This is a genomic window from Kluyvera sichuanensis, assembly GCF_014218705.1.
GTDB classification, from domain to species: domain Bacteria; phylum Pseudomonadota; class Gammaproteobacteria; order Enterobacterales; family Enterobacteriaceae; genus Kluyvera; species Kluyvera sichuanensis.
Window position 1 is genome coordinate 199,166 of sequence record NZ_JABBJF010000004.1, and the last position, 24,833, is coordinate 223,998.

The window sequence follows — 24,833 nt, forward strand, 5'->3', positions numbered from 1 at the left end:
ATTACCTACTAATTTTAGGGATGCAGAAATAACCGTTTAACATGGTTATATAAGAGTTCGCTATTATGGTCGCTGGTGTGTTCTGCAGGGGCGAGTTTATTCAACGTCGCGGCTATTTCATCCTCCAGTACCGGGCCAGAGCCTTGCTGTACATGCTGTAAAAGCGTGGTCACCACCACTTCAAGTGCATCGACCTGAATACGTAACGCGTTTGCTTCATCTTCCTTTTCGGCCAGTTTGACCAGCAGTTCTGCAATGAAATTTTTCATCGCGCGTTTTCCTTGTATGACGGCGTGGGCAGGACTCAAGCCCTGAAAAAATAAATAGACCGCAAAACCTTACGGCGCTATTCCCCCTTCAGCAACACCGAATAGAATTACAATATATTACGTATTCTGCAATAGTCCTCGGCAAAAATATAATCCTCATCAATATCATGGAATTACTTACCGATATCGCCAGCGAAACGTTTTTCTCATTAAATAATGCAAGGCGCAAAGAGGGAATATGAAGAGTGTAGTGCGGTAATCAGGGAATAAACGCCGCCGCGTTTATTCCCCTCTCAATGCCGGTATTACTGACGTACGGGTTGCGCCCGACGCAGCATTACCGCTAATTGCCAGAGGTTAATCAGCACAATCACCGCGGTGACAATAAATACCCAGCGGAAGCCGGCCATCGCCGAAATGGATGCACCTATTAACGGGCCGGCCACGTTACCCAGGTACATAAAGGACTGGTTATAACCAAAAATACGCCCGGTGACGCGCTCGCTAATATACTTCAGCAGCAGCGTTTGTACCGCAGGCAGCATCGCGCCATCGGCAAAGCCAAGAATAAAGCGCAGCACGCCCAACTGGAACGGCGTGGTGACAAACGACATAGCAAAGAACAGCACCACTGCAAACGTAAGCGTACCCAGCAATATGCGGCCCGTGCCGATACGATCGCCAAGCTTACCCAACCTCGGAGCCGAAATGAGCGCCGACACGCCGGGGACGGCGGCAATCATGCCGCTCAAGAAGGCGATATTACTGCTGTCTGGCGACATCGATTTAATAAACAGCGCCAGAATCGGGCTGATTGACCCGTTACACAACTGGATAACCATGGTGGTGACGAACAGGCTAATCACCAGCCCCGGATAAGGCAGCGTCGCAAATACCGCTTTCCCGCTGAGCTTCTCCCCTTTATTGAACTGCGGGCGCGGGCCCTCTTTAATCAGGAACAACGTCACCAGGAAGCTCACCAGCAGCAGGAACGCGGTGATGTAAAAGACCATTCTCAGGCCAACGTGGTCGGCCAGGAAGCCGCCAAGCAGCGGCCCACCGATAACGCCAGTGATTTGCGCCGTGGACAGCGTGCTGAGTGCCCAACCGCTGCGCTCACGCGGCACCTGGGAGGCCACCAGCGCCATCGCATTAGGAATGTAGCCGGAGGTTAAGCCCATTACCGCACGCAGGAAAAAGAGCTGCCAGACGTTGGTTGCAAAAGCCTGCAGCAGGATAGCAATCGCCATCCCCAACGAGGCACGCAGCAGCATAAGCTTACGGCCTTTACGGTCGGCCAGGCTGCCCCACATTGGCGAAACAATGGCAGAAACCAGGAAGGTGACGCTGAAGGTTAACCCGGACCACATGGAGAGAGATTCATGGGAGGTGACGCCCAACTGCGCCACGTAAAGCGGCAAAAACGGTAAGATCTGGCTGATAGCCAACCCGGTGAAAAAACAACCGAGCCAAACTGAAATAAGGTTAACCTTCCAGGATTCCATAACTACACGTATTCGTTCTTTTTGTGAGGACAAGTAAACAGGTTAGCAAGTTGCGCTTTGCGCCGTATTGTCAGAGATGCTTAATGCATTATTTCAGAACAATATCAGCCACTCAGCGCTTTTGTGTGATAAATATCACGCTTCAGACGCTATTATGCAGTCACTTATTCTTAAGCTCTGCCTGCGATTTACGCACTTTGATATGGAAAAGGCAGATGCCTCCCCGCACCCGTGGTATGTTATGTGCTTTGCGTTTGGAATGGATGGAATTTGAGATGGCAAAGTTGCGGGTTGGGATTGTTTTTGGCGGCAAATCAGCGGAGCACGAAGTCTCCCTACAGTCTGCTAAAAATATCGTAGAAGCGATTGATAAGACGCGTTTTGAGGTCGTTCTGCTGGGGATCGATAAGCAGGGGCAGTGGCACATCAGCGATGCGCAAAACTACCTGTTAAACGCCCACGATCCTGCCCATATCGCGCTACGCCCTTCCGATATCACGCTGGCCCATATCCCTGGCAAAGCGCATCAGCAGATGATCAATGCTGCAAGCGGCCAACCGCTGGATGCCATCGATGTGATTTTCCCGATTGTTCACGGCACCCTGGGTGAAGACGGTTCCCTGCAGGGCATGCTGCGTATGGCAAACCTGCCGTTCGTCGGCTCTGACGTCCTGGGTTCCGCTGCCTGTATGGATAAAGACGTCACCAAGCGTCTGCTGCGCGACGCCGGGCTTTCTATCGCGCCGTTTGTGACGTTAACCCGTCGCACCCGTGACAGCTTCTCGTTCGATGAGATTAAAGCGAAGCTCGGTCTGCCGCTGTTCGTTAAACCGGCAAACCAGGGGTCATCCGTCGGCGTCAGCAAGGTGAACAGTGCCGAACAGTATCAACAGGCCGTGGCGCTGGCGTTTGAATTTGACCACAAAGTGGTGGTTGAACAGGGCATTAAAGGGCGTGAAATTGAGTGCGCGGTGCTTGGCAACGATGACCCGCAGGCCAGCACCTGTGGCGAAATCGTCCTGAACAGCGAATTCTACGCCTACGACACCAAGTATATTGACGATAACGGCGCGAAAGTGGTGGTTCCGGCGGCGATCTCCGCCGAAGTGAACGACAAGATTCGTCATGTTGCGATTGAAGCCTACCAGACCTTAGGCTGCAGCGGGATGGCGCGCGTTGACGTGTTCCTGACCGAAAACAACGAGGTGGTGATTAACGAAATCAACACTCTGCCGGGCTTCACCAATATCAGCATGTATCCAAAACTGTGGCAGGCCAGCGGTCTGGATTACACGTCGCTGATTACGCGTTTGATTGAGCTGGCGCTGGAACGTCATCAGGCCGATAAGGCGCTGAAAACGTCGATGAACGACTAAGGCTTTTCCCCGGTGTCGCTGCGCTCGGCCGGGCTACCGGTTGTGCAGCGACGTCGGAAATACATTCGCAAAACAAATTACTCTTCCCGACGGCGAATGATAAAACCGGCCAGCCAGAAGCTAATCACCCAGGTCACCATCCCCACGGCATAGGTTTGCCAGCCTTTAGCCTCGAACCCGAGCAGCCCGACAATCCCGTTCAGAATAAAGATAAGACCAATGGCAAAGGCATAGTAATGCCAGTCACGGCGAATTTTTGCAGGCAGGTTCATAGCGGCTCCAGCATAAAAAAACGATGATGCCATAAACCCGCGTCAGCGTCTGTGGTGTAAACAACAATTCGCAGATGTTAAATCAATTAACGTCAAGCCGGAAACGGACAATCAATAAGTCAGAGTGATAATCCAGGACTATTCCTGCTCAAAATTTACCATAAATCCGATATTGACAATCCCTTTCTGCTGCCACACTCACCCCAGTATCACGAAACGATCGGCATTTACGTTATCCTGGAGGTCTCAATGACAGATTTCACGTTGTCAAAACTCATGTTCAGTGGGAAAAAGAGGGACTCCTCCGCCTCAGGCAATCTGGCCTACGCGCTTTTCGTTCTGCTCTGCTTTTCGGTCGGCGCGCAACTGTTGACTCTGGTGGTTCACGCACCCGGTGTCTATGAACATCTGATGCAAATGCAGGACAGTGGTCGCCCGCGCGTTGAAATTGGCCTTGGCGTGAGTACGCTATTTGGCGTGGTGCCGTTCCTGGCAGGCTGCGCTATTCTGGGCGTGGTCTCCCTCGTACGCCGCCTGCGTCATCACGATTAATTGATGGCCATACATTTGGCCCGACGCTCATCCACCCGTTTTGCAAACCACGCCGTGGTTAATTTACGGGTGATCTTCGGGCTTTCAAGCTGAATCCCCGGCAACATCTCTTTTGCCAGCGATTTACCCGCCTTCTGCTCCGCAATTTTATAAACCCCTTGATAGAGCGCCGTAGTTTCAAACGCCTGGCTATCGCCTTTTTGCAACTGACGATGGATGTCGCTATTGCTGAGCGAAAGCTTGCTGGCAAGCTTTCTGACCGCCATTTCCGTGCTGCCCGGCTCATCGCTACCGTAGAGAATCACATCACCGTCGAGCGCCAGTTTCACGCCAGTGGCCTTGCTCACCGCGTACTGGAATGCCGCATTACGGCTGGCATACCAGCCAGCGTTAAAATCAGCAAAACGATAAATCGGCGCCGTGTAGCTAGCCGGATAATTCAGCAGATGATAAGTACCAAACCACAGGCCGCCGCGCAGGGTAAAGACCTCCTGACGCACGGTACCGTCCATCTTCCATGGATAGCCGTTCTGGTGCTGCTCGGCAAAGGCGATGCTTACCTGCATCGGTCCTCCGGTATGTACCGGATTCAACGAGCCGAACAGCTTCTGCCCCATCGGCACCATACCGATAAAGTCATCAAAAATAGCGCTGAGCTGTTTTTCCGTTTTGACCGTATCCAGCCGTTCACTGTAGCTCTTACCGGTAGGAGAGTTAATCTTCAGCGCCGTATGCACCAGGAAGACGGGGATATGCATTTTCTCGGCACGACGATCGATCTCCTGCCAGGCAATTTTGCTTAACCCCGGCACCGCCGGATCTGCCTGGTAGTTAGACTCCTGCTGCGCCACCGCCAGCACCGAACAGATATTTTCCTCGGTTGGTGCAAGCTTCTGGCTTTCAAACGTTTTCGCCAGCGCCTGCGCCCAGGCATCGCGATCCTTCACGCTGGCCGGCATTTTTTGCCGCACGACGCTTGCCACATCTACCGGTTTTTCTCCCGCCTTCATCGTGGGTGCCTGCTGGCTGGTACAGGCGCTAAGCAGTACCGCCAGGAAAGGCACAGGGAGCGCAAGGTAGCGCGATGCGGCAATCGCCATAAGATATCCTTATAAAATTAAAGCGTTTTTATTAAGCCTGCGGCTGAGCAATCTCATCCGGTATGTCTTTATTATCCAGTTCTCGCTCAAAGCTGCGCAGACGTTTGTAGATGGACATCAGTTCCACCAGCGTGGTCCAGGAGCTAATCAGGTACTGGAATGACCCACGTACCTGGCCGAAAACGTTGGTAATCTGCGTCATCAGGCCGAGCGTAATCGTACCGGCAACAATTGACGGAAACAGCAGGAACAACCCGAAAACGTTATCCACCTGCAGATACAAAATGCGGGCGATATTGAAGTACATGTAATGGAAGTAAAGGCGGAAGTAGTTCTGACGTACCGCGCTAAACAGTTCTCGCACGGTTGGCGGCGTCGCGCGGCTCGCATCATCTTCACCGTACACCAGTTCTTTACGATAAGCCGCTTCGACACGCTGATTCTTAAAGTTCAGCCCCGGCAGTTTGATCCCCACCACAGCCAGCATCCCAGTCCCCATCAGCGACCAGACGATAGCCGCAATCACCAGCCCATAAGGAACATGGCCAATAATCGGCAGGTCAGGAACGTGCGTCGAGAGCGTTACCAGCACCGGCAGGAAGGCAATCAGTGTCATAATGGCATTGATAAAGCTGGTGCCCATATCTTCCAGCGTCGAGGCAAAGCGCATCGTATCTTCCTGCACACGCTGCGCGGCACCTTCGATATGACGCAGATGCTGCCAGTGTGTCATATAGTGTTCGTTCATCGCCGTACGCCAGCGGAAGACATAATGGCTGACAAAGAAGTTATTCAGTACCCCAATCACCACGGCGATAAGCGCAATCCCCAGGAAGATACCGATCTCCTGGTAAAACTGGTTAATCGAGACTTTGTTCGGCGTTGCCAATGCGGTCTGGATGAGGTCGTAGAACGGTGCATACCAGGCGTTAATCGCCACGCCGACTTCCACCATAAACCATGTCACGAAGATGATGAGCGCGGTGCCCAGTATGGACCAGTACTGCCAGCGATGCGGGCTGCGAATAAACCAATAGCCAGCAAACAAGCCAACGCACACCAGATAGTAAGCATAAAAGATCAGGTAGTTCATCGACCAGAAGCGCGCGGCGCTGATCGGAACATCGTTACTCGCGCCCGTCAGGCGAAGTAAGTAGCTGCCGCCGCCCACCTGCCAGAAAATGACCGCTACCATTGCCCAAATAAATGCCGAGAGAAAAAATGGACCCGGCTTAGGGAAAAAAGACTTAAACATAGTGCTCTCCTGCTAACTTCTTATGATTCTGCTTTGTGCTGTGACAACAGAATACCGCTACGGATCATTTTTACCGTAAAGAGGTATTAGGCGATGTAACTGTGCAATCAGACCTGAAAATGGCGATAGAGTTCGCCAGACGGCATCGTATGTATCATACGCGCCGGATCACAAAAGTGCGTATCCACCTCAATGAATAATCTCTGCATTTACGCTCGGTTACGTTTTTCCCGCTATCATACCGTTTAATGGCGCTGTGCCAGATGCCGATTCATTGTATTTTTAGTATAAATACGCATTACTTCCCCATTTCTATTTATGGATGCATCCGTTGAAACGTAGTCTGCTTTTTTCTGCCGCGCTCTGCGTGGCGTCATTGACCTCGGTGCAGGCCGCTCAGCCTCTTACCCCCCCCGCGTTTGCGTCCGATATTGTTGACCGCTACGCCAATCATATTTATTACGGCAGCGGTGCAACCGGTATGGCACTGGTGGTTATCGATGGTAACCAGCGGGTGTTCAGAAGCTTTGGCGAGACGCGCCCAGGCAACAACGTGCATCCCCAGCTCGATTCCGTTATCCGTATTGCCTCACTGAGTAAGCTAATGACCAGCGAGATGCTGGTAAAACTGCTCGACCAGGGCGTGGTGAAGCTTGACGATCCGCTCAGCAAATATGCCCCGCCGGGTGCACGTGTTCCAACCTATAACGGCACGCCGATAACCCTGGTCAATCTGGCAACCCATACCAGCAGCCTGCCGCGCGAAATGCCAGGCGGTGCGGCTAATCGCCCGGTCTTCGTCTGGCCAACGCAGTCTCAGCGCTGGAGCTATCTCTCCACGGCAAAACTGCATGCCGCGCCAGGATCACAGGCGAGCTATTCGAATCTAGCGTTTGACCTGTTGGCCGATGCGCTGGGCAACGCCACGCATAAGCCTTATCCGCAGCTGTTTGAAGAGCAGATTGCCCGTCCGCTGGGCATGAAGGACACCACCTTTACCCCCTCACCGGATCAATGTGGTCGTCTGATGGTCGCGGAAAAAGGGGCAAGCCCGTGCAATAACACCCTCGCGGCAATGGGCAGCGGCGGCGTTTATTCCACGCCGGGCGATATGATGCGCTGGATGCAGCAGTATCTTTCATCGGATTTCTATCATCGCAGCAGTCAGGCCGATCGCATGCAAACCCTGGTTTACAAGCGTAATCAACTCACTCGCGTGGTGGGTATGGACGTTCCGGGTCATGCTGATGCGTTAGGGTTAGGCTGGGTCTATATGGCGCCGAAAAATGGCCGACCGGGTATTATCCAGAAAACCGGCGGTGGCGGCGGTTTTATCACCTATATGGCGATGATACCTCAGGCTAACGTGGGCGCATTTGTGGTGGTCACGCGTTCTCCGCTTACCCGCTTTGTGAATATGAGCGACGGTATCAACGAGTTGGTAACCGAACTGAGCGGCAACAAAGCTGCCGTCATTCCGGCGTCTTAATAGTGAGTAGGCAAGCGCGTGATGCTAACGAGTTTGCCTTTCTCCATCTCGATATACTCCCCTTTGCGTAACGCGGAGAGCACTTCGGCTATGACTGAACGTGAGATTCGCGTGCGCTGCTGAATATAGCTCAGCACCCCCATTCGCGAACGGATATCTTCATCCCAGTCGATCATCGTCAGCAGCGTCGAGCGGATCTGGTGGTAATGGTTGGTGCCAATGAGCTGTCTGTCACGCATTTCCAGCATCCGGATTTGCCATGTCATCCAGTAAAATGCTTCTCGCCATAGCTGATAGCGCTCCAGGCACTTGAGCGTTTCCCGTGACGGAAGATAGTAACCACGGCAGTTGCTCTCTGCGACCAACTGGTATTCATTACGGATGGTATTAGCAGCAGCCGCCAGACCAAAAATCGACGGACTGTGTACGATGCCGTACAGAATATGCCCCTCACTGCGGTGCAGCGACACCGCGCCCTGCTGAACGACAACCGTGACATCATTCATGGTGCAATTGGCAGGAAGAAGCATCTCCCCAGCAGCAATCTGGAAGCGCGTCCCGATTTGAGACAGTTTTTTATCAAGAGCCATGAATTCATTGAGCGGCTTGCTTGAAGAAGGCATGTTATGCAATCCCTGCAAAAAAGCCCGTCATCATGACGGGCGTGGAATAAAGCGTAAAACACCGGAAAGTCTCCTTCCCGGTGTTATGAGGATTACCAGGTGTATTTCACACCGGCGTTAGCCGCCCAATCCTGATCAACATCGCCGCCGCCGAGGTAGTTCACACCGGTGTAAGCGCTGAAGTTCTTGGTGAAGCTAACCTGGCTACCCAGACCAACGCGAACCGCTGAACCTTTCACGCCATTGTCGATACTGTCGCCATTAACGGTGGCATCGTTGCTGGAATCGTCATACACGTAAGCCAGTTTGAAGTACGGAGATACCGCTTGGTCGCCAAAGTTGAAGCTGTAACCGGCATCGAAACCGAGTTCATAGCGCATGCTGTCGTAGTCCTGGCCCTGAACTTTCATATCGTTGCTCAGACGATAGTGATCGCCAGACTGGAACAGACCAGAAATTGCACCGTACGGAGTCACGTAACCCGCGTCGTTGATTTTCCAGTCGTAGCCCATTTTCAGACCGAAGCCCCATGCATTTGCAGTGGAGTTACCATCAACATAGGTGCCGTCGCTCATGTTTGCAGTCAGATCGTTGTTGAAGCGGCTGTAGTTCAGGTTGCCATCAACAAAGATGTTGTTTGCGAAACGAGCGCTGGAGTAGATGTAGGCAGACTGGCTGTCCTGGTCAACCTGACCAGTACGTTCATTCATGTCGCCTTTCGCGAAGCCAGCAGCGGCACCGACGATCCACTGTGCATTATTGCCGTCGATCTTAGAGTCCACACCCACCATGATGCCGTTGACATCCTGGTCGTAGTTGATGGCATCGTTGTCACCACTGAAGCTACCGCCAAAGTAGCTGACCCATGCGCCGCCGTTGTCGGTGAAGCCGTGACGAGCCGTGTTTAGACGGGTGCTCAGGGCATCCTGCTGCAGGTTCCAGATGTTGGTGTTAGCAGATGGGATGCTCAGCGCCATATTCGCGTAGTCGGTCAGGCGAGTCTGTTCCATCACTACCGTGTTGCCAACCTGCTTAGCCTGATAGGTGTAAGCACCCAGATCGGCTTTGTTTGCCGCAGAGAAGGTGGCGGTGCTGTTCTGATCGTTAACGTAGATAAGCTCATTGCCTTTGTAATCAGCAATGGAACCTTTACCTGTTGCGTTATCGATACGAACTTTATAGTTACCGCTCGCTGCTGCAACGCTATCGCCAGAGTTATCCACTTCAGACAGGTCGGAAGAGGTATCTGAATCACCGTTACCGTTGATGGTCAGGTGACCGTCAGAGTTCATGGCGATAACACCGTAGCCATAGTTAGATTTGGTGGTGTCGTTGGTACGGTCGTTGGTCAGATCGGCATTCAGCACAAAGTTGTTGCTATGAATATCAAATACGCCAGCCTTCACCTTACCGTTAGCGTTTGTGGTGCTGGTCAGATTCAGCGTGTCGGTCTGCAACGCATACGCGGTGCTGTTACCCACATCCAGAACGCCGCTGTTGGTGACGTTGATGGTGTTGGCATACAGTGCTGCATCGCCTACGCCCCAACCGGCAGCAACATCATCAGCAATAGTGACGGTACTGTTGTTGATGGTCAGTTCATCAGTCGCAACATGGCCATCTTCGTTGATATTAAGCGCGGAACCACCGGTCAGAGAGATGGTGTCGGAAATCAGCGTAGAATCAGCAACGTTAACGACAGAACCGCTGTTAATGCTCAGGGTGTCGATCAGAGAGGTTTTAGTCGTATCCCACTGTGAGCCATTGTTCAGGGTCACATTGAACAGGCCACTCTGGTAGACGTTTTTGCCAACAACGTGACCGTCTTCATCATAAGCGGTATTGCTGTTATCAATCCCATAGGTTGACCACGGCCACAGGCTGTTAGCCGCAACGTCAATCAGCGTAGCAGTGGCTTCAGTACCTGCCGCATAGCTGTCGTAAACGCCATCACCGTCAGTGTCAACCTGGTGCGCAGAAATTGCCGCGCCGACCCACTTGCTGCCGTTATCCAGGGTAACATCCATACGGTCTGTACCGTCCCAGCCGTTCGTGTCAACGGTGGAATCGGTATCGCGATAGCTGTCAGCGCCGTTAGGGAAGAAGTTCTCGTCAAAGTTGCTGGAGAAAAGGATGTCGCCGTTCAGAGTCGAGTTATCGAGGTTAACGGTGGTCTGCATCGCGTTATCTGCATACGGGTTAGCAATAGCAGAAATAGCAACGTCATCAGCGTTGAAGCTGGAACCGCTATAATCGCTTGCGTTGCCGTTATTACCGAACCAGCCGGAGGTGCCTTCATCAGACCATGAACCAGAGGTCACGGTAGAATCAGTCACATTGATAGTGTTGGTGAACACTTCGCTGCTGTTAACGCCGGTGCTAACGGTATTATCGTCAACGTCACTCCACTCATAACCCTGAGTCAGGGTAATACCAGCAACATGGGAGTTATTTTTGATAACCAGATCAACTTCCTGGTCCAGCGTGATCGCAGTGCCCAGGTCATATACATTAACGACGTGAGTATCTGCAGTGTTATCAGTATACGTGCCATTATAAGTATAATGTTCGTAGTTATCATCGATGGTTGAGTTATCAACGGTCAGCGCCAGACGATCGTAGACATAACCGGTTGCATCACGATCGGCGCAATCGGTGGTCATGCACTCAGAGGTGATCATGCCGTGGATGGTGCTGTTTTTAATGGTCAGGCTGTTGGTATTGGTGTTGGTAGAAAGACCATCATCCAGATAATAGGTAGAAATCACGCCGTTAACGGTAGCGTTATTGATTACCGGATAGATATTGCCGTTATAAACGCTATCGGTCGCGTAGTTGTTCCAGCCTGCATAACCATTAAAGTAAACGCCGTCAGAATAAGTTGAGTCGTTATAGTGGTTAAAGGTGGTGTAGGTGGTGCCAGAGATATCGGTAGAAGCATTTGCCTGAGAAGCGAGCGCCAAAGTGCAGGCCAATGCTAATTGTGATACTACAAGTTTCTTTTTCCAGGAGTGCATTTGTCATCCCTCCTCAGGGATATATATGTTGGTCCATCAATTAACAATTGCAATAAAACATTTCTATGTATGCGGAGAGAATTATGCGACGCTCATGACAAATGGTTCAATTATAGTTTATGCATAGTTCGAATCCGGACACAATGAATAAATAAAACCGCTTGCGCGACAAATAAACAAAAAAAATCAAGATGATAAAAATCAACAAGTTAAGAAAAAATTACGCATATTTTAGTAAATAAATAAAACATTTAAAATTCAACAGGTGAATAAAAAACAAATTATAAAAATCATACACAATGAAACACTTAAAAATTGCATCTATAAATAGAATGAAACCACACAAATTATATATACCTTAAAAGGATAATAAGAATATAAGATTATCCACCCAGATTATTATTAAGCCACTTCTTACATTCACTGAGCACCTAGTCACCACCAGGCGCATAAGCACCACTTTGGTAAAACATCTTCACCCTGATTCGGTTACAATAGCGTTCCTTGTTTCACAAACATCAGGCATACCATGACAGACTTACTCCATCGCCCCCGTCGCCTGCGCAAATCTCCTGCGCTGCGCGCTATGTTTGAAGAGACAACACTGAGCTTAAATGACCTGGTGTTGCCGATTTTTGTTGAAGAAGAAATCAACGACTACAAAGCCATCGAGGCAATGCCAGGCGTGATGCGCATTCCAGAAAAGCATCTGGCCCGCGAGATTGAACGCATTGCTAACGCCGGCATACGCTCGGTGATGACCTTTGGGATCTCCCACCACACCGATGACACCGGCAGCGATGCCTGGAAAGAAGACGGCCTGGTGGCGCGCATGTCGCGCATCTGCAAGCAGACCGTACCGGAGATGATCGTCATGTCCGATACCTGCTTCTGCGAATACACCTCCCACGGCCACTGCGGCGTGCTGTGCGACCACGGCGTTGATAACGATCTGACCCTTGCCAACCTCGGCAAGCAGGCCGTCGTTGCCGCGGCAGCAGGCGCGGACTTTATCGCCCCTTCTGCGGCGATGGATGGCCAGGTGCAGGCCATTCGCCAGGCGCTTGATGCGGCAGGCTTCACTGATACCGCCATCATGTCCTACTCCACCAAATTCGCCTCCTCCTTCTACGGCCCGTTCCGTGAAGCAGCTGGCACCGCGCTGAAGGGCGATCGTAAAACCTATCAAATGAACCCGATGAACCGTCGCGAGGCGATTCGCGAGTCACTGCTGGACGAAGCTCAGGGCGCCGACTGCCTGATGGTAAAACCGGCGGGCGCGTACCTCGATATCCTGCGCGATATCCGCGAGCGTACCGAGCTGCCGATTGGCGCCTACCAAGTGAGCGGTGAATACGCGATGATTAAATTCGCTGCGCAGGCCGGGGCAATTGATGAAGAGAAAGTGGTGCTGGAAAGCCTTGGCGCCATCAAACGTGCGGGCGCAGACCTTATCTTTAGCTACTTCGCACTCGACTTAGCCGAGAAGAAAATCCTGCGTTAATCACGCGCTGAATTTTCCGGCGGCGCTACGCTTGGCCGGGCTACGCTAGTTCAGGTAGCCCGGACGAGGCGTTTACGCCGGCTCCGGGTTTTCCCGGCGGCGCTGCACTACATTTCAATGCCCCTCAAAACGTCACCAAACCGCCATACAACCGACATATCTCCCTTCTACTGTCACAGCATGACGGAGGAGGAGCCACCATGTTTAGTCTCGACAACGTACTCGATGACCTGTGGCCTCAGGCGAGGCCCGCCCCCTGGCAGAAAAAAGTTCTGAAGAAATTGCTGCATGAAGAAGAATTTCAACAGTTTGCCGCACGCCACCGCCACCTGAAAGGGTTAGATACCGTCGAACAGGTGCTGGAACATCTCAATATTGACTGCGCGGTTCCGGTTCGCTGCCTGGAACAAATCCCTGAAAATGGCCCACTGGTCATCATCGCCAATCACCCTACCGGCACGCTCGATGGTCTGGCCCTGCTCTACGCGGTTTCCCGCGTGCGTCGCGATGTGAAAGTCGTCACCAACCGTATGCTTACCCACCTTGAACCGCTCAGCTCGCTGTTTATTCCGGTTGATAATATCAACGGTCGCACCTCAAAAGCGGCGCTTCAGCAGATGGATGCTCAGCTGCAAAACGGCGGTGTACTGATTTTCTTCCCGGCAGGCGAAGTGTCACGACTCACGCGCCGGGGGATCCGCGATAAAAAATGGCATTCCGGCTTTATTAAGCTCGCGGCCAAATACCGCGCGCCGCTGCTACCGGCATGGATCGACGGTCGTAATAGCGCCCTGTTCTACGCCAGCACGTTGATATCACAACATCTGCCGCTGCTGCTGTTGATGCAGCAAATGTTCCGCCGCCGTAACGGCAGCCTGCCGGTGACGATTGGCGAGCAGATCGCCTGGTCCGCGTGGTTTAACCCACAGGCCACGTCGCGCGAAATGACCGAGAAATGCTATCGCCACGTTCATCTGTTAGGTAAAGGACTGCCGGGGATATTTAAAACCGAAAGCGCCATCGCACGCCCGGAAGCCCGCGCCTTACTGAAGCGCGAACTGAGCCAGGCGGAGTGTCTGGGACGCACGGCAGATGGCAAAGTGATTTACCTGTGGCAACGTAAGGGCCAGGAGGACGCGCCGCTGCTGCGCGAGCTGGGACGCCTGCGTGAAATTGCCTTCCGGGCGGTGGGTGAAGGGAGCGGTAAGCGCCGCGATGTCGATGGCTATGATGATGACTATCTGCATCTGATTCTTTGGGATGAAGAGGATCTGGAAATCGTCGGCGCCTATCGCTTTATGCCTACCGCCATGCAGTTAGAAAAACGCGGGCTGGATGGCATTTACAGCTACAGCCTGTTCCACTACGACGCACGAATGGACGACATTCTGCAACACGGGATTGAGCTGGGGCGCAGCTTTATTCAGCCGCGCTACTGGGGTCGTCGCGGGCTGGATTATCTGTGGTCCGGCATCGGTGCCTATCTGGCGCGTTATCCGCACTATCGCTATCTGTTTGGCCCAGTCTCCATCTCCGGTGGCCTGCCGCCGTCGGCACGGGACCTGCTGGTTGCCTTTTACCGCCTATGGTTCCCGGCCACACATCCGCTGGCGGAGTCACGCAGACCATATCCCGCTTCGCTTCCCGATGTGCTGGCGCAGTTTGGCGGTGAAGATTACAGCGAAGATCTGACGCGGCTAAAATCGCTGCTCGGCAACCTCGGCTGCGGTATTCCGCCGCTTTATAAGCAGTATTCGGAAGTGTGCGAACCCGGCGGCGTGCAGTTTATCGACTTTGGCAGCGACCCGGAGTTTAACAACTGCGTGGATGGGCTGGTGTTAGTGGATTTGACCTACCTGAAGGCGAATCGGTATCAGCGGTATATCGGGGCGCATTTGGGTCAGTAGTGCCCCCTCACCCTAACCCTCTCCCCAAAGGGGAGAGGGAACAGTCCGGCGCAATGTTCTTTTACGGCACGCGATAAAACGGCTTATCCCCCAAAATCGTCGCCCGATGCATAATCCGCCGCTGCGGCAGATAATCCGCATTCGCGTAATGCTGCGTTACCCGGTTATCCCAAATCGCCACATCGTTTGGCTGCCAGCGCCAGCGCACCTGAAACTCCGGCTTAGTGACGTGAGTAAACAGGAAACTCAGCAACGCCTCGCTCTCTTTTTCCGTCACGTCGACTATGCGCGTGGTAAACCCTTCGTTGACGAACAGCGCCTGCTTGCCGGTAACCGGATGAGTACGCACCACCGGGTGCAGCAACGGTGGATTTTTGGCGACCGCTTCCTGCCAGCGCTGGTGCTCCTCTTCGGTTTTGCGGTACTTATACTCCTGGAACGATTTACGGAAATCGTGCTCGGCACGCAGGCCGCTTAGCAGCGCCTTAAACGGCTCGGAGAGCGCATCATAGGCCGCAATGCCGCTGGTCCACAGCGTGTCACCGCCGGTAGACGGCAGCTCTTTCGCCGCCAGAATGGCCCCGGCAGGCGGCGTCTCAATAAAGGTGACATCGGTATGCCAGTTGTCGTTATCCGGCGGATTATTGTCGTGAGTATCCAGCACGATAATCTCGTCCACGCCCGGCGCATGTGGGTAAACCGGGTGAATGTGCAGGTCACCAAAGCGCAGCGCCAGTTCACGCTGCTGCTCCGGGGTGATCAACTGTTCGCGCAGGAAAACGACCTGATGGCGAAGCACCGCGTGATACAGCTGTTCAAACTGGTTATCGCTCAACGGACGGGTCAGGTCCGCGCCGGAAATCTGTGCACCGATATACGGCCCTAGCGGGGTAATTGCCAGACGTTCACTCATTGTATTTCTCCATGCCAGGGGGTCAGACGGCGCTGAAGCGCACGCAGCCCGAGTTCCAGACTAAAAGCGATAATCGCGATCACCGCGATGCCGGCCAGCACTACGTCGGTGGCTAAAAACTCCCCGGCGGACTGCACCATAAAACCTAACCCGCGGGTCGCCGCGATAAGCTCGGCGGCCACCAGCGTCGACCAGCCCACGCCTAACCCAATGCGCAGTCCGGTCAGAATCTCCGGCAGCGCGCCGGGTAAAATCACCAGCCACAATACCTGAGCGCGGCTGGCACCGAGAGATTGCGCGGCACGAATACGTACCTGCTGCGCGCTTTTCACCCCCGCCAGTGCCGACATCGCCACTGGGGCGAAAATCGCCAGGTAGATCAACAAGATCTTCGAGGTTTCGCCGATCCCAAACCAGATAACCATTAGCGGCAAATAGGCCAGCGGCGGCACCGGGCGGTAAAGCTCAATCAACGGGTCGAGGATCCCACGCACCGTCGGGCTCAGGCCCATGGCGATCCCCACCGGAATGCCGATGATCGTCGCCGCCAACAGCGCCACGACGATACGTCCAAGGCTCGCCGCCAGATGCTGCCACAGCGTGGCATCCATAAACCCCTGTGGGCTGGCGATGGTCAGCAGCTTATTCAGCACCTGCCCCGGCGCCGGTAAAAACAGCGGGCTAACCCAGTGTGCCGCCGCGACCGCCCACCAGATAGCCAGCAGCACCAGCAGCGTAGCGAGGCTCAGCGTCAGGTGGCGCGAGAGCGGCCAGCGCAGCTTCAGCGTGCGTGGCCGCGGTTTATCATTAATCACCACGCTCATGAGAACGCCTCCCGTTGCTCAAACACTCGGCTCAGCACGTATTCACGCTGAGCAATAAACTGCGGGTCAGACTTAATGCTGCGGCACGATTCCCCGGCGACAAACCGGCGGGCAAAATCGAGGGATAAACGCTCCAGCACGCGGCCCGGCCCCGGTGACAGCAGCACCAGTTCGGTCGCCATAAACACCGCTTCTTCGATGTCATGGGTAATCAACAACACCTTTTTACCGGTTTCATGCCACAGCTTGAGCAACAGGGTTTGCATCTGCTCGCGGGTAAAGGCATCAAGCGCGCCGAACGGCTCATCCAGCAGCAGCAACTGCGGGTTCGCCGCCAGCGCGCGGGCAATGCCCACTCGCTGGCGCTGGCCGCCGGAGAGTTGCCAGATAAAGCGCTTTTCAGCCCCCTCCAGCCCGACCTTTTTCAGCATCAGCGCGGCAATCTCCCGACGCTCGGTTTTGTTCACTCCAGCCAACTGCAGCCCCAGCGCGACGTTATCCTGCACATTGCGCCACGGCAGTAGCCCTTCATTCTGAAAGACCACGCCGCGCTCGGCCCCCGGGCCATCAACGTGTTTTCCATCAAGGATGATGCTGCCGTGCTGATACGGCACGAATCCGGCAATCAGGTTCAGCAGCGTGGTTTTACCGCAGCCGGACGGCCCCAGCACTACCAGCAGTTCGCCGCTATCCAGCGTGAGATTGATATCTGCCAGCGCCGGTTTACCGCCGTAGTCGGCAGAAAGATGCGAGATTTGCAGCATCATGGCCTCCTTACTTCACGAAACGATCGGTGACGTACTGGCTGTAGTCGGTCGCCACCGCCGGGACTTTGCCCTGCTCTTTGAGGAACTGCGCGGTGTCGACAATCGCCTTATTCACCGGGCCGTTAAGCGCCTGCGCCTGCTGTTCGGCGGTGAGATAGGTGTTGCCCTTCACCAGCCCCGGAACGTCCGCTTCAGGAACGCCGCTCAGGCGCGCCAGCTTGCTGATGTTCTCCGGCTGGGCCAGCCATTTATCCGGGTTGTCGATATAGCCGCGCTGGGCCTCAATTGCGCTTTTGGCGAAGGCTTTCACCACGTCTGGATGTTTGTCGGCAAAGTCTTTGCGCACGACCCAGACATCGAGCGTTGGCGCGCCCCACTCACCGACTTTGGCGGAGTCAGTCAGCACGGTGCCGTCTTTTTCCAGCTCGTTCACCGCCGGTGCCCACACGTAGGCACCGTCAATATCACCACGCTGCCAGGCGGCAATAATCGCCGGTGGCTGCAGGTTCAGGATCTGTACCTGACCCGGCTTGATACCCCAATGTTTGAGCGCCGCCAGCAGGCTGTAGTGGGTGGTAGAGATAAACGGTACGGCAATGCGTTTGCCAATCAGATCTTCAGGCTTGGTGATGGCTTTTTTCACCACCAGCGCTTCGGAGTTACCGAGCTGTGAGGCCAGCAGGAAAACCTCAATCGGCACCTGTTGGCTGGCGGCAACGGCCAGCGGGCTTGAGCCGAGGTTGCCAATCTGAACGTCGCCGGAAGCCAGCGCGCGCACGATGCTCGCGCCGCTGTCAAACTTGCGCCAGTCCGGTTTTGCACCGCTCAGTTTTTCGAAGGTTTTATCCGCCTGCGCCACTTTGGCGGGCTCGGCGGAGGTTTGATAGGCGATAGTGACGTCCACGGCCTGCGCCTGGAATGCCAACAGTGCCAGCGTAGCGGCGATAAGGGTGAAACGCGATGCGATTGCCATAATGTCCTGCTCCCATGTCTTGTTATGGAGGCAGTATTTCCGGCGCGGGGTAATTGATAAAGGAATTAAAAATGCTTGTTAATTCCAATTCGTTTTTAGAAGAAAAGTGGCAAAAGATAGTTGGAGGGTGGGATTTCCCCAGGGTCGCTGACGCTTGCCCGGGCTACCTATATTTCGTAGCCCGGCCGAACGCAGTGACACCGGGAAAACTCAGGTTCAGCAGTGCGCCTTCAGCGCCGCAATATCCTTCGGCGTGGTCCGGCAGCAGCCGCCAATCAGCTTCGCCCCGGCCGCCAGCCACTGCGGCAGATAGCCTTCCAGCGTAGCGCAGGCTTCGCCGTGGTGATGCCAGGTTTTACTTACCGCATCGTAGTGCTCGCCGGAGTTGGGATAGACCACCAGCGGCAGCGGCGTCAGGCTGTGCAGATATTCCAGCGCCTCAACGGTATTTTCCAGCGCGATACAGTTAATGCCCACCGCCAGAATCTGCGGATAGTCCGCCAGTAGCGCCAGCACGTCGCGCAGCGGTGTGCCGTCGCTCAGGTGCTGAGCATCGCGCAGGGTAAACGAGAACCATGCCTGCGCTACCGGGTACGCTTCCAGCAGTTGCGCCAGCGCGCGAATTTCATCGAACGACGGCAGGGTTTCACAGGCCAGCAGGTCAACGCCCGCCTCCAGCAAGGCCTCAACGCGCGGGCGATGGAAATCCTGGAACACCTGCGCACTGCGCTGGTAGTCGCCGCGATACTCCGAACCGTCCGCCAGGTAAGCCCCATACGGCCCCACGGAACCGGCAATCAGCAGCCCCTTCGCCGCCGGATTTTCCGCACGGTACGAGTCACGAGCCTGCTTCGCCAGCTCTACGCTTTTGGCGATCAGCGAGCGGGCCTGCGCTTCATTGAGCCCACGCGCGGCAAAGCCGTCCGGCGTCGCCTGATAGCTGGCAGTAATCGCTACCTGCGCCCCGGCGCGGAAGTAGTCGAGATGCACGTCATAAATCAGCTGCGGATTTTCCATCAGCACTTTCGCCGACCACAGGCTATCGGCCAGGTCGCAGCCGCGCGCCTCCAGCTCGGTGGCCATCGCGCCGTCGAGCAGTACAAAGGGATGGTCGGTCAGAATTGAGGTTAAGGGATTATTCTGCGGCATGCTGCGGCGCCTCCTCGGTCGGGCGTGAACGTGTGAGATAGTAGGCACCATAACACAGCGCCACAAACGGGATCCCGCACCACAGCGCAATCCGCTGCGAAGGGTCAAAAGCCAGGCCAAGACAGGCCACCACGCAGAGCACAAAGCCCAGCACCGGCACCAGCGGGTACCACGGCGCGCGGTAGTGCAGTTCGCTCAACGCTTTCCCCTGCTGCAAATGACGACGGCGGAACATAAAGTGCGAGGCGCAGATGCTAATCCACACCGCCACCACTGCAAAGCCAGAAATTGCCGACAGTGCGACAAACACGGTATCCGGCGCAACGATGCTTGAGAACAGCGCCAGCAGCCCGCCGAGCATACTGACCGACAGCGCCACCAGCGGCACGCCGTTTTTGGTCAGCTGCGAGAAGCAGCGCGGCAGCGTGCGTTCATTGGAGAGCGACCACAACATGCGGCCTGAGGCATACAGCCCGGAGTTCGCCGCCGAAAGTATCGCCGTCAGAATCACGAAGTTGAAAATATCCGCCGCGTACGGAATCCCCACCTTTTCAAATACCAGCACGAACGGGCTCTTTTCCACGCCCGCCTGCTGCATCGGGATCAGCGCCGCTAACACAAACACGGTACCGATAAAGAAGATAATCAGCCGCGCAATAGTGGTGCGAATGGCGACCGGAATCACCTTGTGCGGGTTCTCGGTTTCCCCTGCGGCAATACCGATAAGCTCGGTGCCCGAGAAAGCAAAGTTCACCGCCACCATGGTCATCAGGATAGGCAGCCCGCCGTGCGGGAACCAGCCCTCAGCGGTAATGTTCGACAGCCCCGGTGCGGGCGAGCCGTCCTGCATCGGAATAAAGCCAAAGATAGCCGCGCCACCAAGGATGATAAACGCCACGATGGTGATGACCTTCACCAGCGAGAACCAGAACTCGCCTTCGGCAAAGAAGCGGGTCGAAATGACGTTAAGGCCGAAAATGAGTACGCAGAACAGCAGACACCAGATCCACACCGGTACCTGCGGGAACCAGTACTGCATACAGAAACCGGCGGCGGTAAAGCTCGAACCGAGCGCCACCGTCCAGGTGAGCCAGTAGAGCCACGCCACGGTGTAGCCGGTGGCCGGGCCAAGGTAGCGTGAGGCGTAAAGGTGAAACGCGCCGGTTTCCGGCATCGCCACCGACAGTTCGCCAAGACACTGCATCACCAGCCAGACGACCAGCGCGCCAATCAGATAGGCCAGCAGCGTACCCGCCGCGCCGGTGGTGGAGATGATATAGCCGGTATTGAAAAACAGCCCTGTGCCAATAACGCCACCCAGCGACAGCATAATCAGGTGGCGGGTTTTCATGGTGCGCTTTAACTGCCCACCTTGTTGTTGTGTTGTGTTTTGCATTATTACCTTCTAAACGTATGGACATCTAAACATCCAAATCAGAAGGAGGTTATACAACGATTGCGGGTCAATTGCAAAGCGGGGGGATCACCAGAAATGAGGGAGGGTGCGGGGTTTTCCCCCTCACCCTAACCCTCTCCCCGTAGGGGCGAGGGGACCGCTTTTCTCCCTCTCCCTTCCAGGGAGAGGGCCGGGGTGAGGGTACAACGCGCACCCTCACCGATTACTCGTCGAAGAACCAGTACCCCTGATTAATCAACGCCGTCAGCTCCACCACAAAAGCAGGATTATGCAACGCCTCGCCGAGCAACGTGCTATTCACTTCGGTATAGCGGCTCAGCGCATCCATCGCCTGTGGCGCGCAGGTCTCCACCCGCTCGCTGTTAATAAAGAAGCAGCCGCCGATATTCAGCACCCGCAGGCCGTTCAGACGACGCAGGGTTTCACCGTCTTCCAGCGCGGCAGCAACCTCTTCCGGCTCGTACGGCGGCTCGGCTGGTGCCAGATCCAGCTCATGACGCGGCGTGCTGATAAAGCTGCCGAACCACTGCTTAAAATCATCCGGCTGGCGGATCATATCGATCATCATGGTGCGCAGACGCTCCAGCTCATGATCTTCCACTTTCCCCGCGTGTTCGCGGCAGGTCAGATCCGGGTCGGTGTAGTACTTCTCACCCAGATCGTTTTCCAACGCGTAGTCCGCAAAGCTGCTGATCAGATCGCGACCGTTCGGCCCACGGAAGCCAACGGAGTAGTTCAGCGTCGCTTCAAAGGTATAACCATCGTGCGGGAATCCAGGCGGAATATAGAGAATATCGCCCGGTTCCATTTCCACTTCGATAATTGGCGTAAAGGGTTCGACATGCAGCAACGCCGGGTGCGGGCAGTGCTGTTTTAACGGCAGCGCATCGCCCACACGCCAACGACGGCGGCCCATGCCCTGGATAATAAATACGTCGTACGGGTCAATGTGCGGCCCGACGCCGCCGCCCGGTACCGAGAAGGAGATCATCAGGTCATCCAGCCGCCAGTCCGGCAGCACGCGGAACGGACGCACCAGTTCGGCGGAAGGTTCATGCCAGTGGTTCACCGCCTGCGCCAGCAGTGACCAGTTTTCCTCACCCAGATGGTCAAAATCTTCAAACGGGCCGTTGCTGGCCTGCCATTTGCCGTCGGCGTGGCTGACCAGACGGCTATCGACTTCCATCTCCATTGCCAGACCGGCCAGTTCATCCGGGGTAATCGGGTCAACGAAGTTCGGGAACGCGTTCTTCAGGACGACCGGTTGCTTCTGCCAGTATTTTTCTAAAAATTCCGGCCAGTTGAGGTTCAGTTGATAAGCCATGTTTCTTTACCATCACAGTAGAGGAGTAGGCCCGATTATAAAGAGGCCCGCTGCGGGCCTCTTTGTGGTGAATCAATGTGGTGAATCAATTGCCGAGCCCTATGCTTACACCGCGACAACGCGGTTACGCCCCTGCTGTTTGGCGCGATAAAGCGCCGCATCGCTGCTGTGGATAAGCTCGGCACCAATATCCGCCGGGCTCTGGATGCTGCAAACATACAGCGGCGCATCCCAGGTCATCACGCCAAGGCTGATGGTCAGCACGCCGCCAAGCGGGCTGGTTTCATGTTCGATATTCAGATCCATCACCCGTTCGCGCAGACGTTCGGCCACCGCTCGCGCCCCCTCTGCACCGGTATCCGGCAGCATGATTAAAAACTCTTCGCCGCCATAGCGGCTGACGCTATCGTCCGGCCTCAGCCCGCCCTTCAACGCGTCCGCCACGGCCTTCAGCACGCGGTCGCCCGCCTGATGGCCGTAGGTATCGTTATAGCGTTTGAAAAAATCGAGGTCGGCCATACACAGTGAGAGTGATGCCCCCTCACGCTGGGCGCGGGTGATTTCATAGTTCAGCCGTTCGTCCATGTAGCGGCGGTTAAATAATCCGGTCAGATGGTCCCGCTCGGCGTACTGCAGCAGTACCTGGTTAGCGCTGGCGAGCTGCTGTTCCGCCAGTTTGCGGTCGGTAATGTCCATCCACGCGGAGGAGATCCCCGCCACGTTTCCGCCCGCGTCATACACCGGCATTGGCTTAATATAGAAGTAGCGTCCGTAGAGGAATACTTCTTTGCTGGTGATTTCCTCTCCGGCATCAAGTCGAATAAAATCCTGCTGAAACAACAGATTCCATTCTGGCATGATATCCCGTAGGCACTGGCCAATCAGCACATCTTCCGGCTGCCCAAGCAGCTCGCCCATCGCTTTATTCGCTTTGGTGAGCTGTCCAAAACGATTGATCACGCACAGCGCCAGCGGCGTGTTCTGGTAGATAGACTCCAGCTGCAATACCCGTTCACCAAGCTGCGAGATGTCGCGGTCGATACCGCGATACCCGGTTAACTCTCCCTCGGCATCAAAAAGCGGAATGCCGCTGGTTTCGATGATTACCGCGCTGCCATCTGCCCGACGGTTGCGGTTAATCATGCCGTTGAAGGGCTGCCGGGAAGCCAGAACATCGCCAAAGAATTTCTGTACCCGCTCTGACTCTGCCGGTTCCATAAAATCAAACGGTGCGCGGCCCAGCACCTCTTCAGGCGAGTAGCCCAGCAGGTTATTCACCACGTTGGATACCCACACATAGCGCCCCTGCGCGTCAACCTCCCAGATCCAATCCGTATTGTGGTTGAGAAGATCCGCGAGCTTATCGGCTGCGCTCATACTCCCCTGCGCGAATTGCTTATCCATTGCTTTCCCGTCCTTTTCCGTTAGCGCCCCGCTTGCTTTACTGCACGGTTAAAAAACAACCACTTCATCAACCAACACATAATGAGTGGCTATTTAATAATCACAAATGCTTTAACAATATGTGCTATTGAACTATTTTATAGCAAGAATAAAGGAGGCCGGTTTGTGATTTTAATAAAATATTCATGTCCTAAATGTAACCATACAACAGAAATTACCGATGTTGAAAAAATAACGAACTCCGCTGACGAATATCCTTTATGCTGCGCTGGCTGCGGTCAGCATTTTAGCAAAACGACGTTGGCTAATTTTGCCCGTCAGCGTGCGGAAGAGATGATAAAGTGCGCATTATCACGATTAAAAAAAGACACTGATAAATAATAACGAAGCACGTACTTTGATTGGTTTATAGCACTAATGTATTAGTGCGCGGGGAAAATAGCTTCCATCTCATATAAAAGCGATATAAATAATACTTCAGACAGCCTTCCCTTCTGCCAACAATATCAACAGCCCCTTTATTTCTCAATCCAACAAATATCCCTACGCCTGATATTTTAAATATTTATTTGATTCTGATAAGTTGAGCGGCAGGTAGAGGCAGGGTAAAACCCGGAGTCGGCGCTTACGCGCCTTGTCCGGGCGACAAGAGAGAGGGTTAGACTAACGCTTCCGCTTCCATCATCACCGGATGAAAACGGCGTTTGAAATAGATAAGCCCGTGGCTCTCCGCTTCCCCCAATGCAATGTTCTGAATCTCCACCAGATAGACCAGATGGCTACCGATGGTCTGCACCTGACGAATTTCACCTTCCAGGCTTGCCAGCGACCCTTTCAGCACCGGTTGTTCCAGTACGCCGCGCTGCCAGCCGGAGAGCCCGAAGCGCTCGTCCATCGCCATACCGGTCATCCCGGCGAAGTGACGGGCCATGATCTCCTGCTCGTGGTTGAGCACGTTGATGCACAGCTTGCCGTTGCCCTGAAATACCGGGTTCATCGCGCTGTTGGCGTTGATACAGACCATCACCGACGGCGGTGAATCCGTTACCGAACAAACCGCAGTGGCGGTGATGCCGCAGCGGCCCGCTTCCCCTTCGGTGGTGACGACGTTAACGGCGGCCGACAGGCTGGCCATGGCATCGCGAAAACGCAGACGTTGTTCATCTAATTGCATTGTGACCTCCCGCTGCGAA

At 54.6% G+C, this 24,833-nt stretch carries 22 protein-coding genes; 6 read left to right on the forward strand and 16 right to left on the reverse strand.

The features are described from left to right. Window positions 1-14: 14 nt before the first annotated feature. Window positions 15-269: a sigma-S stabilization anti-adapter protein IraP gene (locus HII27_RS06940; RefSeq protein WP_185667201.1), complete on the reverse strand. Its 255-nt coding sequence runs from the start codon at window positions 267-269 to the stop codon at window positions 15-17. Between the two features lie 305 nt (window positions 270-574). After that, entirely contained in the window at window positions 575-1,774 is a 1,200-nt protein-coding gene (locus HII27_RS06945; protein WP_185667202.1) for a multidrug efflux MFS transporter, read from the reverse strand. A 275-nt stretch (window positions 1,775-2,049) separates the two neighbouring features. Here HII27_RS06945 and ddlA point away from each other — a divergent pair, with 275 nt between their 5' ends. Beyond that, window positions 2,050-3,150 (forward strand): D-alanine--D-alanine ligase, encoded by a 1,101-nt coding sequence (ddlA, locus tag HII27_RS06950; protein ID WP_185667203.1) that lies wholly within the window; start codon window positions 2,050-2,052, stop codon window positions 3,148-3,150. Between the two features lie 77 nt (window positions 3,151-3,227). Here ddlA and HII27_RS06955 read toward each other — a convergent pair whose 3' ends face one another. After that, window positions 3,228-3,422, reverse strand: a complete 195-nt coding sequence (locus tag HII27_RS06955; protein ID WP_185667204.1) for a DUF2754 family protein — start codon at window positions 3,420-3,422, stop codon at window positions 3,228-3,230. 249 nt (window positions 3,423-3,671) lie between these two features. On the opposite strand from HII27_RS06955, the gene HII27_RS06960 reads away from it, so the two are divergent. Further along, a complete protein-coding gene (locus HII27_RS06960) occupies window positions 3,672-3,974 on the forward strand; it encodes a DUF2755 family protein (RefSeq protein WP_185667205.1) in 303 nt (100 codons plus the stop codon). Here the strand turns inward: HII27_RS06960 and HII27_RS06965 are convergent. Together HII27_RS06965 and sbmA are read right to left on the reverse strand one after the other, a co-directional pair. Continuing rightward, entirely contained in the window at window positions 3,971-5,074 is a 1,104-nt protein-coding gene (locus tag HII27_RS06965) for a DUF1615 domain-containing protein (protein WP_185667206.1), read from the reverse strand. The genes HII27_RS06960 and HII27_RS06965 overlap by 4 nt on opposite strands. A gap of 31 nt (window positions 5,075-5,105) precedes the next feature. Beyond that, a complete protein-coding gene (sbmA, locus tag HII27_RS06970) occupies window positions 5,106-6,329 on the reverse strand; it encodes a peptide antibiotic transporter SbmA (RefSeq protein WP_185667207.1) in 1,224 nt (407 codons plus the stop codon). A gap of 331 nt (window positions 6,330-6,660) precedes the next feature. Here sbmA and ampH point away from each other — a divergent pair, with 331 nt between their 5' ends. Beyond that, window positions 6,661-7,818, forward strand: coding sequence for a D-alanyl-D-alanine-carboxypeptidase/endopeptidase AmpH (gene ampH, locus HII27_RS06975; protein WP_185667208.1), 1,158 nt, complete (start codon window positions 6,661-6,663; stop codon window positions 7,816-7,818). On the opposite strand, the gene HII27_RS06980 is transcribed toward ampH, so the two are convergent. Both HII27_RS06980 and ehaB read right to left on the reverse strand, forming a co-directional pair. Next, window positions 7,815-8,441, reverse strand: a complete 627-nt coding sequence (locus tag HII27_RS06980) for a helix-turn-helix domain-containing protein (RefSeq protein ID WP_185667209.1) — start codon at window positions 8,439-8,441, stop codon at window positions 7,815-7,817. The two genes, ampH and HII27_RS06980, sit on opposite strands and share 4 nt — an antisense overlap. Before the next feature lie 92 nt (window positions 8,442-8,533). After that, window positions 8,534-11,458, reverse strand: a complete 2,925-nt coding sequence (gene ehaB / locus HII27_RS06985) for an autotransporter adhesin EhaB (protein WP_185667210.1) — start codon at window positions 11,456-11,458, stop codon at window positions 8,534-8,536. Between the two features lie 529 nt (window positions 11,459-11,987). On the opposite strand from ehaB, the gene hemB reads away from it, so the two are divergent. Together hemB and HII27_RS06995 are read left to right on the forward strand one after the other, a co-directional pair. After that, window positions 11,988-12,962, forward strand: coding sequence for a porphobilinogen synthase (gene hemB, locus HII27_RS06990; protein WP_035895610.1), 975 nt, complete (start codon window positions 11,988-11,990; stop codon window positions 12,960-12,962). Between the two features lie 200 nt (window positions 12,963-13,162). After that, window positions 13,163-14,869, forward strand: a complete 1,707-nt coding sequence (locus HII27_RS06995) for a lysophospholipid acyltransferase family protein (RefSeq protein WP_185667211.1) — start codon at window positions 13,163-13,165, stop codon at window positions 14,867-14,869. Between the two features lie 61 nt (window positions 14,870-14,930). On the opposite strand, the gene tauD is transcribed toward HII27_RS06995, so the two are convergent. The 8 genes from tauD to HII27_RS07035 all read right to left on the reverse strand — a co-directional run bounded on the left by tauD (window position 14,931) and on the right by HII27_RS07035 (window position 23,640). Continuing rightward, window positions 14,931-15,782 (reverse strand): taurine dioxygenase, encoded by an 852-nt coding sequence (gene tauD, locus HII27_RS07000; protein ID WP_185667212.1) that lies wholly within the window; start codon window positions 15,780-15,782, stop codon window positions 14,931-14,933. Then, window positions 15,779-16,606: a taurine ABC transporter permease TauC gene (gene tauC / locus HII27_RS07005; RefSeq protein WP_185667213.1), complete on the reverse strand. Its 828-nt coding sequence runs from the start codon at window positions 16,604-16,606 to the stop codon at window positions 15,779-15,781. The genes tauD and tauC overlap by 4 nt, the downstream gene beginning before the upstream one ends. Next, a complete protein-coding gene (gene tauB / locus HII27_RS07010; protein WP_185667319.1) occupies window positions 16,603-17,370 on the reverse strand; it encodes a taurine ABC transporter ATP-binding subunit in 768 nt (255 codons plus the stop codon). The genes tauC and tauB overlap by 4 nt, the downstream gene beginning before the upstream one ends. Before the next feature lie 10 nt (window positions 17,371-17,380). Then, entirely contained in the window at window positions 17,381-18,346 is a 966-nt protein-coding gene (gene tauA, locus HII27_RS07015) for a taurine ABC transporter substrate-binding protein (RefSeq protein WP_185667214.1), read from the reverse strand. A gap of 216 nt (window positions 18,347-18,562) precedes the next feature. Further along, on the reverse strand, window positions 18,563-19,495 hold the full coding sequence (mmuM, locus tag HII27_RS07020; protein WP_185667215.1) for a homocysteine S-methyltransferase: 933 nt from the start codon (window positions 19,493-19,495) through the stop codon (window positions 18,563-18,565). Continuing rightward, the gene (gene mmuP, locus HII27_RS07025) at window positions 19,482-20,891 is read right to left on the reverse strand and encodes an S-methylmethionine permease (RefSeq protein WP_185667216.1); all 1,410 of its coding nucleotides are present in this window, start codon (window positions 20,889-20,891) and stop codon (window positions 19,482-19,484) included. Before mmuP ends, mmuM begins: the two co-directional genes overlap by 14 nt. A gap of 223 nt (window positions 20,892-21,114) precedes the next feature. Continuing rightward, window positions 21,115-22,236 (reverse strand): ribosomal protein uL16 3-hydroxylase, encoded by a 1,122-nt coding sequence (locus tag HII27_RS07030; protein ID WP_185667217.1) that lies wholly within the window; start codon window positions 22,234-22,236, stop codon window positions 21,115-21,117. 105 nt (window positions 22,237-22,341) lie between these two features. Further along, entirely contained in the window at window positions 22,342-23,640 is a 1,299-nt protein-coding gene (locus HII27_RS07035) for a sensor domain-containing diguanylate cyclase (RefSeq protein ID WP_223883162.1), read from the reverse strand. A gap of 81 nt (window positions 23,641-23,721) precedes the next feature. Here HII27_RS07035 and HII27_RS07040 point away from each other — a divergent pair, with 81 nt between their 5' ends. After that, a complete protein-coding gene (locus tag HII27_RS07040) occupies window positions 23,722-24,021 on the forward strand; it encodes an ECs_2282 family putative zinc-binding protein (RefSeq protein ID WP_185667218.1) in 300 nt (99 codons plus the stop codon). 277 nt (window positions 24,022-24,298) lie between these two features. Here the strand turns inward: HII27_RS07040 and HII27_RS07045 are convergent, their stop codons facing one another. Next, on the reverse strand, window positions 24,299-24,814 hold the full coding sequence (locus HII27_RS07045; RefSeq protein WP_185667219.1) for a 4-hydroxyphenylacetate 3-monooxygenase reductase subunit: 516 nt from the start codon (window positions 24,812-24,814) through the stop codon (window positions 24,299-24,301). Window positions 24,815-24,833: the final 19 nt, after the last annotated feature.

Bases quoted from the DNA above. Each gene is read 5' to 3' on its own strand.
- HII27_RS06940 (WP_185667201.1), bottom strand. From the start codon at position 269: ATGAAAAATTTCATTGCAGAACTGCTGGTCAAACTGGCCGAAAAGGAA.
- HII27_RS06945 (WP_185667202.1), bottom strand. From the start codon at position 1,774: ATGGAATCCTGGAAGGTTAACCTTATTTCAGTTTGGCTCGGTTGTTTT.
- ddlA (WP_185667203.1), top strand. From the start codon at position 2,050: ATGGCAAAGTTGCGGGTTGGGATTGTTTTTGGCGGCAAATCAGCGGAG.
- HII27_RS06955 (WP_185667204.1), bottom strand. From the start codon at position 3,422: ATGAACCTGCCTGCAAAAATTCGCCGTGACTGGCATTACTATGCCTTT.
- HII27_RS06960 (WP_185667205.1), top strand. From the start codon at position 3,672: ATGACAGATTTCACGTTGTCAAAACTCATGTTCAGTGGGAAAAAGAGG.
- HII27_RS06965 (WP_185667206.1), bottom strand. From the start codon at position 5,074: ATGGCGATTGCCGCATCGCGCTACCTTGCGCTCCCTGTGCCTTTCCTG.
- sbmA (WP_185667207.1), bottom strand. From the start codon at position 6,329: ATGTTTAAGTCTTTTTTCCCTAAGCCGGGTCCATTTTTTCTCTCGGCA.
- HII27_RS06980 (WP_185667209.1), bottom strand. From the start codon at position 8,441: ATGCCTTCTTCAAGCAAGCCGCTCAATGAATTCATGGCTCTTGATAAA.
- ehaB (WP_185667210.1), bottom strand. From the start codon at position 11,458: ATGCACTCCTGGAAAAAGAAACTTGTAGTATCACAATTAGCATTGGCC.
- hemB (WP_035895610.1), top strand. From the start codon at position 11,988: ATGACAGACTTACTCCATCGCCCCCGTCGCCTGCGCAAATCTCCTGCG.
- HII27_RS06995 (WP_185667211.1), top strand. From the start codon at position 13,163: ATGTTTAGTCTCGACAACGTACTCGATGACCTGTGGCCTCAGGCGAGG.
- tauD (WP_185667212.1), bottom strand. From the start codon at position 15,782: ATGAGTGAACGTCTGGCAATTACCCCGCTAGGGCCGTATATCGGTGCA.
- tauC (WP_185667213.1), bottom strand. From the start codon at position 16,606: ATGAGCGTGGTGATTAATGATAAACCGCGGCCACGCACGCTGAAGCTG.
- tauB (WP_185667319.1), bottom strand. From the start codon at position 17,370: ATGCTGCAAATCTCGCATCTTTCTGCCGACTACGGCGGTAAACCGGCG.
- tauA (WP_185667214.1), bottom strand. From the start codon at position 18,346: ATGGCAATCGCATCGCGTTTCACCCTTATCGCCGCTACGCTGGCACTG.
- mmuM (WP_185667215.1), bottom strand. From the start codon at position 19,495: ATGCCGCAGAATAATCCCTTAACCTCAATTCTGACCGACCATCCCTTT.
- mmuP (WP_185667216.1), bottom strand. From the start codon at position 20,891: ATGCAAAACACAACACAACAACAAGGTGGGCAGTTAAAGCGCACCATG.
- HII27_RS07030 (WP_185667217.1), bottom strand. From the start codon at position 22,236: ATGGCTTATCAACTGAACCTCAACTGGCCGGAATTTTTAGAAAAATAC.
- HII27_RS07035 (WP_223883162.1), bottom strand. From the start codon at position 23,640: ATGGATAAGCAATTCGCGCAGGGGAGTATGAGCGCAGCCGATAAGCTC.
- HII27_RS07040 (WP_185667218.1), top strand. From the start codon at position 23,722: ATGAGTGGCTATTTAATAATCACAAATGCTTTAACAATATGTGCTATT.
- HII27_RS07045 (WP_185667219.1), bottom strand. From the start codon at position 24,814: ATGCAATTAGATGAACAACGTCTGCGTTTTCGCGATGCCATGGCCAGC.